This is a genomic window from Mesorhizobium australafricanum (assembly GCF_033977265.1).
Taxonomy (GTDB): domain Bacteria; phylum Pseudomonadota; class Alphaproteobacteria; order Rhizobiales; family Rhizobiaceae; genus Mesorhizobium; species Mesorhizobium australafricanum.
The window spans coordinates 221,387-235,143 of the sequence record NZ_JAVIIT010000007.1 but is presented as its reverse complement, the minus strand read 5'-3'; the positions used below and the strand labels follow the sequence as shown (position 1 = coordinate 235,143).

General features: G+C 63.8%; 12 protein-coding genes. 1 reads left to right on the top strand and 11 read right to left on the bottom strand.

Going from position 1 to position 13,757, the window contains the following annotated elements; translation table 11 throughout:
- Positions 1 to 21: 21 nt before the first annotated feature.
- Positions 22 to 1,218, bottom strand: coding sequence for an acyl-CoA dehydrogenase (locus RFM98_RS16135; RefSeq protein WP_320309791.1), 1,197 nt, complete (start codon positions 1,216 to 1,218; stop codon positions 22 to 24).
- Between the two features lie 107 nt (positions 1,219 to 1,325).
- Between RFM98_RS16135 and RFM98_RS16130 the strand changes: the two genes are divergently transcribed.
- Positions 1,326 to 2,237 carry a LysR family transcriptional regulator gene (locus tag RFM98_RS16130; protein ID WP_320309790.1) on the top strand — a complete coding sequence of 304 codons (912 nt, stop codon included), beginning with the start codon at positions 1,326 to 1,328 and terminating at the stop codon, positions 2,235 to 2,237.
- A 79-nt stretch (positions 2,238 to 2,316) separates the two neighbouring features.
- On the opposite strand, the gene RFM98_RS16125 is transcribed toward RFM98_RS16130, so the two are convergent.
- The 10 genes from RFM98_RS16125 to RFM98_RS16080 form a co-directional block, all read right to left on the bottom strand.
- The gene (locus RFM98_RS16125) at positions 2,317 to 2,568 is read right to left on the bottom strand and encodes a type II toxin-antitoxin system RelE/ParE family toxin (RefSeq protein WP_320309882.1); all 252 of its coding nucleotides are present in this window, start codon (positions 2,566 to 2,568) and stop codon (positions 2,317 to 2,319) included.
- 36 nt (positions 2,569 to 2,604) lie between these two features.
- Positions 2,605 to 2,889 (bottom strand): type II toxin-antitoxin system ParD family antitoxin, encoded by a 285-nt coding sequence (locus RFM98_RS16120; RefSeq protein WP_430682314.1) that lies wholly within the window; start codon positions 2,887 to 2,889, stop codon positions 2,605 to 2,607.
- Between the two features lie 55 nt (positions 2,890 to 2,944).
- Entirely contained in the window at positions 2,945 to 5,266 is a 2,322-nt protein-coding gene (locus RFM98_RS16115; RefSeq protein WP_320309789.1) for a Tex family protein, read from the bottom strand.
- A 122-nt stretch (positions 5,267 to 5,388) separates the two neighbouring features.
- Positions 5,389 to 6,567, bottom strand: coding sequence for a serine hydrolase domain-containing protein (locus RFM98_RS16110; RefSeq protein WP_320309788.1), 1,179 nt, complete (start codon positions 6,565 to 6,567; stop codon positions 5,389 to 5,391).
- Positions 6,568 to 6,589: 22 nt separating this feature from the next.
- Entirely contained in the window at positions 6,590 to 7,786 is a 1,197-nt protein-coding gene (locus RFM98_RS16105; protein ID WP_320309787.1) for a serine hydrolase domain-containing protein, read from the bottom strand.
- Positions 7,787 to 7,849: 63 nt separating this feature from the next.
- On the bottom strand, positions 7,850 to 8,878 hold the full coding sequence (locus RFM98_RS16100; RefSeq protein ID WP_320309786.1) for an extracellular solute-binding protein: 1,029 nt from the start codon (positions 8,876 to 8,878) through the stop codon (positions 7,850 to 7,852).
- A gap of 46 nt (positions 8,879 to 8,924) precedes the next feature.
- Positions 8,925 to 9,737, bottom strand: coding sequence for an ABC transporter permease (locus RFM98_RS16095; RefSeq protein WP_320309785.1), 813 nt, complete (start codon positions 9,735 to 9,737; stop codon positions 8,925 to 8,927).
- Positions 9,730 to 10,647, bottom strand: a complete 918-nt coding sequence (locus RFM98_RS16090) for an ABC transporter permease (protein ID WP_430682315.1) — start codon at positions 10,645 to 10,647, stop codon at positions 9,730 to 9,732. The genes RFM98_RS16095 and RFM98_RS16090 overlap by 8 nt, the downstream gene beginning before the upstream one ends.
- 29 nt (positions 10,648 to 10,676) lie before the next feature.
- Positions 10,677 to 11,780, bottom strand: coding sequence for an ABC transporter ATP-binding protein (locus RFM98_RS16085; protein WP_320309783.1), 1,104 nt, complete (start codon positions 11,778 to 11,780; stop codon positions 10,677 to 10,679).
- A gap of 139 nt (positions 11,781 to 11,919) precedes the next feature.
- Positions 11,920 to 13,587 (bottom strand): amidohydrolase, encoded by a 1,668-nt coding sequence (locus RFM98_RS16080; protein WP_320309782.1) that lies wholly within the window; start codon positions 13,585 to 13,587, stop codon positions 11,920 to 11,922.
- Between the last annotated feature and the right edge of the window lie 170 nt (positions 13,588 to 13,757).

The window sequence follows — 13,757 nt, the reverse complement described above, 5'->3', positions numbered from 1 at the left end:
TCACCTGAATATCGGCATATCTTAGAAAAACGCTTGGATACCCGTCTGCGCCCGTCCCAGGATCAGCGCATGCACGTCATGCGTGCCCTCATAGGTGTTGACCGTCTCCAGGTTCTGCGCATGGCGCATCACGTGGTAGCCGATCTGGATGCCGTTGCCGCCATGCATGTCGCGCGCCTGGCGGGCGATGTCGAGCGCCTTGCCGCAATTGTTGCGCTTGACGATCGAGATCATCTCCGGCGCCATCTTGCCTTCGTCCATCAGCCTACCGACCCGCAAGCTGCCCTGCAGGGCGAGCGCGATCTCGGTCTGCATGTCGGCGAGCTTCTTCTGGAACAGTTGCGTGCCGGCGAGCGGCTTGCCGAACTGTTTTCTATCGAGGCCATACTGTCGCGCCCGGTGCCAGCAATCCTCGGCCGCGCCCATGGCGCCCCAGGAGATGCCGTAACGCGCGCGGTTGAGGCAGCCGAACGGACCACCGAGGCCCTTGGCGTTGGGCAGCAGCGCCTCTTCGCCGACCTCGACGCCCTCCATCACCACCTCGCCGGTGATCGAGGCCCGCAGTGAGAGCTTGCCACCGATCTTCGGCGCCGAAAGCCCCTTCATGCCCTTTTCCAGCACGAAGCCGCGGATCTCGTCCTTGCCGTTATCGCCCTTCAGCTTCGCCCAGACGACGAACACGTCGGCGATCGGCGCGTTGGAAATCCACATTTTGGAGCCGGAAAGCCGGTAGCCATTCGCCGTCTTCTCGGCGCGCGTCTTCATGCCGCCCGGATCGGAGCCGGCATCCGGCTCGGTCAGGCCGAAGCAGCCGATCCATTCGCCCGAGGCGAGCTTCGGCAGATATTTCTTGCGCTGCGTTTCCGAGCCGTAGGCATGGATCGGGTACATCACCAGCGAGGACTGCACGCTCATCATCGAGCGATAGCCGGAATCGATGCGCTCGACCTCCCGCGCCACCAGGCCATAGGTCACGTAGCCCGCGCCGAGCCCGCCATACTCTTCCGGAATGGTGAGGCCGAGCAGACCCGCCTCGCCCATCTCGCGGAAGATCGACGGGTCGGTCTTCTCGTCGGCGTAGGCCTCCTCGATGCGCGGTGCGAGTTTGTCGGCGGCGAAAACCGCCGCGCCGTCGCGCACCATGCGCTCGTCCTCGGAAAGCTGGTCCTCGATCAGGAAAGGATCGTTCCAGACGAACGCGTTCTTCTCGGCGGCCATGGCCTTGGACTCCCAGAATATTTTTGAGGTTGCCCGGCTTATCCGCCTCAGCCGGAGAAAAATCAAACAAAATTGCATCACGGATCAATGAGCGTTAGTAATGGATCATGAACGTCCAGCGCCGCCTTTTGCCCAACACGGCCGCCCTTGCCGCCTTCGAGGCGGTGGCGCGACTTGGCTCCTTCACCGCGGCCGCGCGCGAGCTCAATCTGACTCAGGGCGCCATCAGCCGACAGATCGGGCTTTTGGAAGAGCAGTTCGGGCGCCGGCTGTTCGAGCGCGACAGCCGCAATGTCCGGCTCTCGGCGGCCGGCGAGATCTATGCCGAAGCGGTGCGTTCGGCGCTCGGCCAGCTGCGCGATGCCGCGCTCGGATTGATGAGCAACCGGCATAGTGGTGTTCTTAACCTTGCCATCCTGCCGACCTTTGGCACGCGCTGGCTGATGCCGCTGATCCCGGATTTCGTCGCCCGCCATCCGGACATCACCATCAACTTCGCCACCCGCATCGGTCGCTTCGACTTCGCACGCGAAAGACTGGACGCTGCAATCCATCACGGCATGCCCGACTGGCCGGAGGCAGACTGCACGCTCTTGATGCGCGAGACCGTGATGCCGGTGGCCTCCCCCGAATTCCTGGCCACCCGCGACATCGTCACGGCGGCCGACATCAGCCGCCTGCCGCTGCTGCATATGGCAACCCGCCCCGGCGCCTGGAGCGAATGGTTCGAGCATCAGGGGTTCGAGGCGCCGACCGGTCCCGGCATGCAGTTCGAGCAGTTCGGCACGGTCGCGCAGGCCTGCATGGCGGGGCTCGGCGTGGCGCTGCTGCCGGAAATCCTGATTGCCGGAGAATTGCAGCGCGGCCAGTTGGTGCCCGCGCCCGGCCAACCGATGCAGAGCCGCAGCGCCTATTATCTGGTCGTGCCGCACGACAAGCGCAGCCATCCGCCGGTCGCCAGCTTTCGCGACTGGCTGCTGGATCAGGTTGAAAAGGAGCCGGCTTTCCTGGCGTGGTAGCTACTTGCGCTTCATCGCCTCCGCGAGCGCCGCACCGAACGCGTTTGGGTCGGTCCCGGCTGTCGTTGCGTCTCGACGTTCAGCTGAGCAGTTCCTGCCACCGCCGCGCGCCGTGAACGACGCGCACGATCTCGGCCCCGGCTTCGATCTGGCGATAGAGGATAAGGTAATTTCCTACGGGAAACGTGCGTAAGTCGGCTCGCACCTCCGGCCGGGCAATGCCCATTCCCGGCATTTCGGCGATGCGCTGACAATGGGTGAGCATCTCGCCATACCAGCGCAACGCCGCCGACGGACTATCTTCGGCGACGTAGAGAGCAATGGCCTCGATATCCGCCTGCGCTTACGGTCGTAAACGGAGCGTCATTTATGACTTGCGTTCAGCGATTTTCGCATCGAGCTTATTCTTGATCCGGGCGAAAGCCTGGTCCCCGTCGACCGCGTTGCCGCTTGCCATGCCTTCATCCCACAGACGGCCCAACTCGTGGATAGCCTGATCACGCTGTGTCCGGCGAAATTTCCAGTCGCGCAATGCCTCGCGCATGACTTCGCTAGCCGAGGCGTATTCGCCTGTAGCCACAACCTCCCGCATCATGTTTGCCATTTCGGGAGTGAGTGCAACACTCACTTTCTCTACATTCGCCATACGCATATGGTAGGCATCTTTACTACCGATTGCAAGGAACGGAACGCTTCACGCTCACCAGCTATTTCCGCTTCATCGCCTCCGCGAGCGCCGCACCGAACGCGCCCTGCGCCGGCTTTTCCGGCTGGCGCTGTGGCGCCGGCGAGCGCGGCGCGGGCTTGCCGCCGCCGCTGTCACGCTGGCCGCCGCGAGGCGCGCCACCCTCGCCGCCATCCTTGCGCATCGACAGCCCGATGCGCTTGCGCTTGATGTCGACATCGACGACCCGCACCTTCACCACGTCGCCCGCCTTCACCACCTCATGCGCATCCTTGATGAAGCGGTCGGCCAGCTGCGACACATGCACCAGCCCGTCCTGGTGCACGCCGATATCGACGAAAGCGCCGAAGGCGGCGACATTGGTGACGGTGCCTTCGAGCAGCATGCCCGGCTTCAGGTCCTTGATGTCGTCGATACCATCGGCAAAGGTCGCGGTCTTGAAGCCGGGACGCGGGTCGCGGCCGGGCTTCTCCAGCTCGGCGATGATGTCGCGCACCGTCGGCAGGCCGAAACGCTCGTCGACGAACACCCGCGGGTCGAGCGCCTTGAGCGCGGCGCTGTCGCCCATCAGCGAACGCACGTCACGGCCGCAGGCGGCGACGATCTTTTTGGCCACGCCATAGGCTTCCGGGTGAACCGAGGAAGCATCGAGCGGCTCGGTGCCATTGGCAATGCGCAGGAAGCCGGCGGATTGCTCGAACGCGCGAGGTCCGAGCCGCGCCACCTTGAGCAACTCCTTGCGGCTGGCAAACGGTCCGGTCACATCGCGATGCGCGACGATCGCGTCCGCAAGCGATGGGCCAAGGCCGGAAACCCGCGCCAGCAGCGGCGCTGACGCGGTGTTGAGGTCGACGCCGACGGCATTGACCGCATCCTCTACCACCGCCTCCAGCGAGCGTCCGAGCCGGTACTGGTCGACGTCATGCTGGTACTGGCCGACACCGATCGACTTCGGCTCGATCTTGACCAGCTCGGCCAGCGGATCCTGCAGGCGCCTGGCGATCGACACCGCGCCGCGCAACGAAACATCGAGGCCCGGGAATTCCGCCGCTGCCGCGGCCGACGCGGAATAAACCGAGGCGCCCGCCTCGCTGACGATCACCTTGAGCGGCTTCGGACCTGAACCCACGGGCATAGCGGACAGCATGTCCGCCACCAGCTTCTCGGTCTCGCGGCTGCCAGTGCCGTTGCCGATCGAGATCAGCTCGACCTTGTGCTGGCGGACGAGGGCGGCAAGTTCGGCCTGCGTGCCGCGCACGTCGTTTTTCGGCGGGAACGGATAGACGGTCGTCGTCGCCACCAGCTTGCCGGTGCCGTCGACCACCGCGACCTTGACGCCGGTGCGGATGCCGGGATCGAGCCCCATGGTCGGCCGCGAGCCGGCGGGTGCGGCAAGCAAAAGGTCCTTCAGGTTGCGGGCGAAGACATGGATCGCTTCCTCCTCGGCCCGCTCGCGCAGGTCGCGCATCAGATCGAGCGTCAGATGCAGGGAAAGCTTTATGCGCCAGGTCCAGCCGGCAACCTCCATCAGCCAGCGGTCGCCCGGCAGGCTGGCGCCGATCGCGTAGGCGTTGGCGATCATGCGCTCGACCGGCTTAACCGGCGACTGATCGTCGGCATCGACCTCGATGTCGAGCGACAGCACCTCTTCATTGCGGCCGCGCAGCATAGCGAGCGCTCGGTGGCTTGGCACATTCGCCCATCGCTCGACATGGTCGAAATAGTCGGAGAACTTCGCACCCGCCTCCTGCTTGCCGTCGACGACACGGGCGCGCAGGAAGGCGCGCTCCTTCATATGGGCGCGCAGCTTGCCGACAAGGTCGGCATTCTCGGCGAACTGCTCCGACAGGATGTCGCGCGCGCCTTCGAGCGCCGCCTTGGCGTCGGCCACCTCTTCGGTGACATAGGCGAGCGCAAGCTCCGCCGGCACCGCCGACCGGTTGGCGAGGATCGCCTCGGCCAGCGGCCCGAGCCCGCGCTCCCTGGCGATCTCGGCCTTGGTGCGCCGCTTCGGCTTATAGGGCAGGTAGATGTCTTCCAGCTCAGCCTTGGTGCTGGCCGCAGCGATCTTCGCCTCCAGATCCTCGGTCAGCTTGCCCTGCTCACGGATGGAACCGAGGATCGTCTCGCGCCGCGCATCGAGCTCGCGCAGATAGACAAGCCGCTCGGACAGGTCGCGCAATTGCGTGTCGTCGAGGCCGCCGGTGACTTCCTTGCGGTAGCGCGCCACGAACGGAACGGTCGCGCCTTCGTCCAGCAGCCCGATCGCCGCCGCGGCCTGCTCCGGCCGCGCGCCGATCTCGGCCGCGATGATTGCTGCGATGCGCTTGATGTCCGATGCCATGCCGATCCCTGTCGAAAAGAGCGGCGACCATAGGCCGGGAAGATCGCTTCGCCAACCGCGCCGTTTTCACCCGGCAGCGCAGGTCCACAGAAAACAGCCGTGAGAACAAACCGCCAATCGGCTCAAACCATCCGGCTCAGCGCCTCCAGGAAGGCCACGATGTCATCGTCCAGCTTCTCGTCCACCGGCTCCGGCTGCGACGACATTTTAGCGATCACCACTTCCGCCTTCGGGTTGACGTAAAGCCACTGGCCGTGGATGCCGATGCCGCAGAAGGCGCCGCTGTCGTGGCCGGTCTGGTACCATTTGTTGCGGTAGCGCCCCTTCGGGAACAAAAACACCATCGTGCCGCGCTGCCAGGCCTCATGGCTGCCGCCGGTGGCGACCGTGTCGCGCACCCAGGCTTCCGGCACGATGCGGCGGCCATTGGCCATGCCGCCCTGCCGCATCATCTCGCCGATGCGGGCAAGATCGCGCGGCGTCATCGACATGCCGCCGGCCGTGCGGGCGGTGCCTTCCATGTCGACCGTCACCGACATCTCGCTGGCGGCACCCAGCGGCAGCCACAGTTTCTCGCTGAGCAATTCGCTGACGCGCTTGCCGGAGGCCCGCTCGACCAGGATGCCGAGCACGTCCGAATTGGGCGACCGGTAGCGATAGGTCTGGCCGTGCGGCTCGGCCAGGCGCTGGATGGTCATAAGGAACGCCGCGAGGCTCTCCGATTCGCCGCCGGAATTCCACAGCGTCGAGCGGCGGTAGCGGGCGAAGGCGCTTTCCGGATCGAGATAGGCTTCCTCGAAATCGAGGCTGACCGTCATGTCGAGCACGTTGCGCACGCTCGCATCGCCATAGGCCGAGCCCTTGGCCTCGGGGATGTATTTTGTCACCGGCGCATTGGGGTCGAATAGCCCCTCGCCTTCCAATATGCCGGCAAGGATCGCCGTCACCGACTTGCTGATCGAAAAGATGATGTGGCGGGCTCCGAAAGGCATATGCGGTGCCGACCAGTCGCCGACCGGCTTGCCAGCCTTCAGGATCGCCAGCCCGTCCGTTTCGGAACGCTTCAGAAAGCCCGCGACGGTTTCACTGCCGCCGGCAAGCGCGAGCTTCTCCTCGAGCAATGCGCCGAGCGATTTCGCCTGTTCCTCGCTGCCGGCTGCTGCGGCGACATGCGCGCTCGGCACCAGTTCGCCGACATTCTGGAAAGACCATCGGTTGAACGGCGCCAGCCGCCAGTTGTCGAGCCGCACATCCTTGCGGGCAAAGCCGTATTTGGTCTCGAACGCGGTCTTGCCGGTCACGATATTCTCCCGGTTTATCTTTTCAGGCCAGCGCGGCGGCGATGGCATGCACCGCCTTCTGCGTCGCCACCGAATAGGCGGAGTTGAGGAAATCCGGATAGGTCGAAAGCTTCACCACGACCATCCTGTGTTCCCAGCTCATGTGGATCATTTGCCCAAACACGCCGCGGCACATCAGCGAACGCGAGCGCGAATCCTCGATCCAGAACTGGTTGCGGTAGCTGCCGTCCGGAAGGGTCGGGCTGAAATTCGGCCCGTGCTTGCCGCTACGCGTCGCCTCGATCCACTCAGCCGGGATCACGCCGCCGCCATTGTCGAGGATCAATTGCCCGAAGCGGCCATAGTCGCGCAGCGTCGCGTTGAAGCCGCCATCGGCCAGCGCATAGCCGGCGCTGTCGACGGTGAAGCAAGCGCTCTCGTCGGCGCCGAGCTTTTGCCATAGCTCTTCCGAGACAAGCTGCGCCAGGCGCTTGCCGCTTACCCGCTCCATGATGAAGGCGAGCACGTCGGTCTCGATCGAGCGGTATTCGAAGGCCTCGCCATGCGGGCGCACTCTGTCCTTCAGCCGCAGGATCAGCTCGAACAAATGCGAGGGCCACGGAAAATCCGGATCGCTGCCGGGCGGGATCGGCTTCCAGCCGGTCGCGACATCGACCTGGCCGATCTCGGAATAGCGGTCGGTATATTCTTCGGAAAAGCGTACGCCCGTCGTCATGTCGAGCACGTGCTGCACGGTGGCGCCGGCCCAGCCGGTCTCGCCGAGCTCCGGCAGATAGTCGGTTACCAGCCTGCCCGGGTCGATCAGGCCGCGCCCGACCAGTATGCCGCACACCGAACCGGTGACCGACTTCGCCATCGACTGCGACAGATGCAGCGTGCGCTCGTCCATGCCGTTGAAATAGCGCTCATAGGCAACCTTGCCGTCCTTCAGCACCAGGAAGCCGTCCGCATAGGTTTCGTCGAGCAAGCCGGCGAGCGTCGTTGGCGCTCCGTTGCTGTCGACCACCGGCAGGTCGTCGAGATCGACCTCCTCGCGCTCGAGGCGATGGCGATGGCCGCTGCCGCGCCACACCTCGACCGTCGGCAGGAATTCGCGGATGTGCTGGAAGGCCCAGCGGTTCCAGGGTGGCCGGTCCCAATCGAGCTTCGGCGGAACCAGCTTCGGCGGCGAGCCCTGCATGATCGGCGGGCGCGGATCGGAGTTGCGATAGGACGTCATTGACCCCTCCCTGAACGAAGAAAGGGAGGCCGGAGCCTCCCTCCTTTCATGCGCTGCGCAAAATTATTTGCGCAGGTTGGTCCAGATCTTGTTGTAGATCTCGACCACGTCAGGCGGGCAGGGCGGCACGAATTCCGGCGTCGGCGAGCCGGCTGGAGGGCTGATTTCCGGCGAGTTGGCGAACTCCGTTGGCAGGAATTTGTGGCTGCCGGCGATGCCGTTGTCATAGCCGGCGAACTCCGAGATCAGCGCCGCGTTCTCGGGCGCCATGACGAAGTCCTGGAACAGCTTGGCGTTGTCGAGGTTCTTGGCGCCCTTCAGCACCGCGACATTGTCCATCCAGCCTTCGATGCCTTCCTTCGGATAGGCATATTTGATCGCCGGTATCTTCTGCCGCGAGCGGTAGCTGGCGCCGTTCCATTGCTCCGACACGATGACGTCGCCGGAGGTGATCTTGGTGATGGTGTCGTAGCTGAAGGTCTTCCACGACGGCTTGGCGGCCATGAGGATATCGTTGACCTTCTTCAGATTGGCCTTGTCGGCGCCGCAGCGCGGCACGCCGGCATAGCGCTCGGCGGCATGCATGACGGTGTTGACGTCGTCGAGCACGTTGATCTGGCCCTTGATCTCGTCCGGCGGGTTGAACAGGATCGCCAGCGTATCGATGTCGCCCTTGAACTTGTCCGTGTTGACCGAGAACGCCGTCGTGCCGAACTGCCAGGGCGCGGTGTAGTGCCGGCCGGAGTCCCAATAGACGTCGACGAAGCGCGGATCGATGTTCTTGCCGTTCGGCATCGCGTTGGGCTCGGTCTTTTCGAGCAGGCCCTCCTCGACCATGATCTTCACGGTGTAGTCGGACGGCACCACGATGTCGTAGCCGGAATTGCCGGCGCGCACCTTGGACAGCATGGTTTCGTTGGAATCGTAGTCGTCCAGCGTCACCTTGACGTTGTACTGCTTCTCGAATTTTTCGATCAGCTTGGGGTTGGTGTAATCGCCCCAGTTGTAGATGTGCAGTTCGCCGTCGGCGAGCGCCGGCACTGCCCACAGCAGAACGACCGCGGAAACGGCCGCCATCAGTTTTCCAGACATTTTATGTTCTCCTTGCCTTCCCATTGTTTTGTGTTGGAGCTCTTGGTCACTTGGCGCGTCGCCGCGCAATCAGGAACGAGACCGAGACGAACAGGATCGACACCAGCAGCAGGATTGTGGAGATGGCGTTGATCTCAGGCGTCATCGGCCGCCGGATCTGGTTCCAGATGTAGAGGGGCAGTGTCGTCTGGCCGGGACCGGCGACGAGCTGCGTGATGGTGAAATCGTCGAAGGAGACGATGAAGGCGAGCGCGCCGCCGGACATGATGCCGGGAACCAAGAGCGGCAGCGTTATGCGCTTGAAGGCGTTCCACGGCGTCGCATAGAGATCGGCCGCTGCATATTCCAACGTCAGGTCCATGTCCTCGAGCCGCGCTCTGATCGGCATATAGGCGAAGGGGATGCAGAACACGGTGTGGGCGAGGATCAGATTGCCGATGCCGAAATTCAGTCCGAGCGTGCCGGCGATCAGCGCGAAGAAGGAGAGCGTCGCCACCGCCGTGATGATCTCAGGCACCATCAGCGGCAGGTTGATGACCATGAAGGCCGCGGCAAGCCCGCGCCATGGCTTCACCCGGGTCATGCCGATCGCCGCCAGCGTCGCGCAGATGGTCGAAACGATCGTCGCGGTCACCGAGATGATCAGCGTGTTCTTCGCGGCGCTGTGGAACTCCTCGTTGAGCAGCGCGCTGCCATACCAGCCGAGCGTGACGCCTTCCCAATGCGTGACCAGCGAGCCGCTGTTCAGCGAGAAGATCATCAGGATCAGCACCGGCACATAGAGCACCAGCAGGCAGATGATGGCGATCGAGCGGAAGCCCGGCTGGTCCTTGATGTCCATGATGCGGGGCTCAGCCATGCTGCATCTTCCCCGACGTGTTGCGGACATAGAAGTAGAGCGCCACCAGCACCGCCGCCATCAGGATCAGCGCCTGCGCGCAGCCGAGCGGCCAGTTGCGTCCCGATCCGAATTGCTGCGCGATGAGATCGCCGATCATCAGGTGCACGCCGCCGCCCAGGATCAGCGGCGTCACATAGGCGCCGAGCGCCGGGATGAAGACGAGCAGGCAGCCGGCGATGATGCCGGGCTTGGACAGCGGGATGATCACCCGCCACAGCACCTGCCGGCGCGTCGCATAGAGGTCGTAAGCCGCTTCGATCAGCCGGAAGTCGAGTTTCTCCAGGCTCGAATAGAGCGGCAGCACCATGAACGGCAGGAAGGCGTAGAGCAGGCCGAGCTGGATGGCGAAATTGGTGTAGAGCATGGTGATCGGCTTATCGATCACGCCGAGCGCCAGCAGCGCGTCGTTGATCAGGCCCTCGTCGCGGATGATGAACATGATCGCCAGCGTGCGGACCAGAAGGTTCGACCAGAAGGGGATGGTGATCAGAAGCACCCACCAGTTGCGCTGCGCTGGCGGCCGGGTCGCCATGAAATAGGCGGTCGGAAAGCCGAGCAGCAGGCAGATCACCGTCGTCACCACCGCGAACAGGAAGGAGCGCAGGTAGATGATCAGGAAGTCCGGCGTGAACTGCAGCGTGTCGTCGAAGATATCGCGCTGGAACAGGAAATTCAGATAGGCGTCGGTAGAGAACTGCCACTGCACGCCGCCATAGGGCGCGGCGACGAGGAACGAATAGACGCAGATGATGATCAGCGGCAGCACGCCGAAAATGCCGATGATGATCAGCGCCGGCAGCGACAGCAGCCGGTTCCGCCGTGCGCCGGCTTTCACCGCCCGGGCCTCGAACAACGCGGCCTTGGAGATCGTGGTTGGGGAGAGCGTGGCTGTCGTCATCAGTCTTTCAGGACGCGCGCGGCGTCCTCCTCGAACTGGATGCCGACCTTGGCGCCGGTCTCGTAGGTCACCGCGCTCGAACGGCTGTTCTGATGGCGCACGATGAAATCCTCGCCGCCGCCGTCGAGCTTGACGTGATAATGCGTGTCGGTGCCGAAATAGACGATATTGGAAAGTGTCCCGGCGATCGTGCCCTTGGCCGGATCGGGCACCAGATCGGCATGCTCGGGACGTACCACCAGCGTCACCTCGCCGGTCGGGTCGAAGCCTTCCGGATAGCCCGCTGAGATTGTCGCATCGCTGGCGAACTTGACCGTGGCCACTCCGGCCCGCTTCGACACCACCGTGCCAGGCAGGAAATTCGTCTCGCCGATGAAGTCGGCGACGAAACGTTCCGCCGGCCGGTCGTAGATGTCGCGCGGCGTGCCGACCTGCAGGATCTTGCCGGCCGACATCACCGCGATGCGGTCTGACATCGTCAGCGCTTCTTCCTGGTCATGGGTGACGAAGATGAAGGTGATGCCGGTTTCGTGCTGCAGCCGCTTCAGCTCGATCTGCATTTCCTTGCGCAGCTTGTAGTCCAGGGCCGACAGCGGTTCGTCGAGCAGAAGCACCTTCGGTTGCGGCGCCAGCGCGCGGGCCAGCGCCACGCGCTGCTGCTGGCCGCCCGAAATCTGGCTGGTGCGGCGTGCCTTCTGCACCTCCATCTTGACCAGCTTCAGCATCTGGGCGACGCGCGCTTCGATCTCCGCTTTCGGCTTGTCGAGCATCTCCAGCCCGAAGCCGATATTCTGCGCCACCGTCATATGCGGGAACAGAGCGTAGCTCTGGAAAACCGTGTTGACCGGGCGTTTGTAGGGTGGCAGCGGCGCGATATCCTGGCCGTGCAGCAGGATCTCGCCGGCGGTCGGGAAATCGAAGCCGGCAATCAGTCTCAGCAGCGTCGTCTTTCCGCATCCCGACGGGCCGAGCAGCGTGAAAAACTCGTTCTCGCGGATCGACACCGACACCGTGTCGAGAGCGGCGACCTGGTTTTCACCGGTTCCAAATACTTTTCTTACACCACGAACTTCGATCGCGTTCTTACCCGGTTGTTCCGGCACGATTACCCCATTGAGAAAGCCTGCTCTTGTCGGCAGGTGTGTTCCTGTTTGATTGTCACCATAAGCCGGGCGGCTTGGCAACTGCGCAGCAGTGACTCGATCCGAGCCCCTATTCAATTAAGCAATTCCTATGCCATCGTTAGGCTTGATAGGTGACCTTCCCCCCGCAGATGGTGGTCAGCGGACGCACGGTGTGCAACGCTTCCGGCGCCGTCGCCTCGATATCAGCCGACAAAACGACGATATCGGCCAGATACCCCGTTTTCAGGCGGCCCTTGCGATGTTCCATGAACTCCGCATAAGCGCCCTCGACCGTGTAGCCCTCAATTGCTTCCTGCAACGAGAAGCTCTGGTCCGGCATGCCTTCTGCCCAAGGTCTGCGCATCACTGCCGCCTGGATGGACAGGATCGGATCGACCGGCGAAACCGGCCAGTCGGACGCGAACACCACGCGCGCGCCGGCATCTTTCAGCGTGCGCCAGGCATAGCTCAGCGGCCACTTGTCGCGACCGATGCGCGAGATCGTCGGCTCCATCGGAAAGTTCAGCGCGCCCGGCGGATGCGCCGGCTGCATCGAGGCGAGCACGCCGAGCTCGGCGAAGCGCGGCACGTCGGAGGCCGTCGTCACCTCGATATGCTCGATGCGGTGCCGGCTGTCGCGCCTGCCGTTCTTCTTGAGCGCAGCCTGGTAGCCGTCGAGCACCGCCCGCACCGCGCCGTCACCGATCGAATGCACGGCGATCTGCAGGCCACGCCTGTCGGCCTCGACCGCCACTTTGGCGAAATGTTCCGGCGAAAACAGCGGTTCGCCGCGCCATCCGGGCCGGTCGGCATAGTCGTCGACCATCACCGCCGTCCAGGAATCCAGCACGCCGTCATAGAAGACCTTGACCATGCCGGACGAAAGCCATTCGGAATTGTAGGTCGCGGCCATGCGCGAGGCCTTTTCCAGCATGTCCAGCTTCATGAAATTCTTGAAGTGGAACGGGATCTTGGTGCGGCACAAAAGCCGCCCCTCCTTTTCCAGCCCGGCCAGCAGCTCGAGCTGGTAGAGATTGCCGTCCATGTTCTGGATCGATGTGATGCCGTGCTTGGCGCACCATTGCAGGCCGCGATGCATGAGGTCGCGATCGGCCGCCAATTCCTTCGCCGAAGGATAGGGATCCGGCTCGGCACCTTCGAGGCCAAGCCGCGTCCTGTTCGCCCCGTAATGGTCGAGGACCGGCCCGAAGGCCTCGCCTTCGCGCAGCTCGCCGGCGGCGAGCCCGTCCGCGGCCATGACGATCTCATTGCCCTGTCCGACCTGCCTGCCATGAAGCAGCCCGGCCTCTTCCAGCGCCTTGGTGTTCGCCCACATCGTGTGGTGGTCGGACGCCGACATGGCGAAGGGACGGTCGGGAATGATGCGGTCGAGATCGTGGCGCGTCACCGGCTCCGGCAGGATGGCGTAGTCGACGCCGGCTCCGATCAGAAGCGTGGCGTCCGGGCGCTTCGCCGCGAAATCCTGGATCGCGTCGCGCAGCGCGTCGAAGCCATGCACGCCCGCCAGATGCAGATTGTCGAGCTCGGCCGCACCGCCGAACAGATGCATATGCGCCTCGACGAAACCCGGCAGGACGGAGCCGCCCTGGGCGTCGACAACCTTTGTCGCCGGTCCCTTGAGCTCTTCGATGGAAGCGCGGTCGCCAATTGCAATGATGACGCCGTCCTTGACGGCAACAGCCTCAGCGGCGGGATTGTCATCGTTCATGGTCAGCACTCGGCCGTTGACGACCACCAGATCCGCACCACCATCCGCAACCGACATCGCGACTCCACATTTTGCTGAGGGACCGACAGCGGCCAGGTCCAACGAGCTGCCGCTCCACCGGGGCGACGCCGTGTGACAAAAGCCGATGCCGATGCGCCGTCTTCGAAATTCCCCTTGTTATCGTTGAAGACAGCGCGGATAAAGAATGCGACTGATTATTCGCGTTT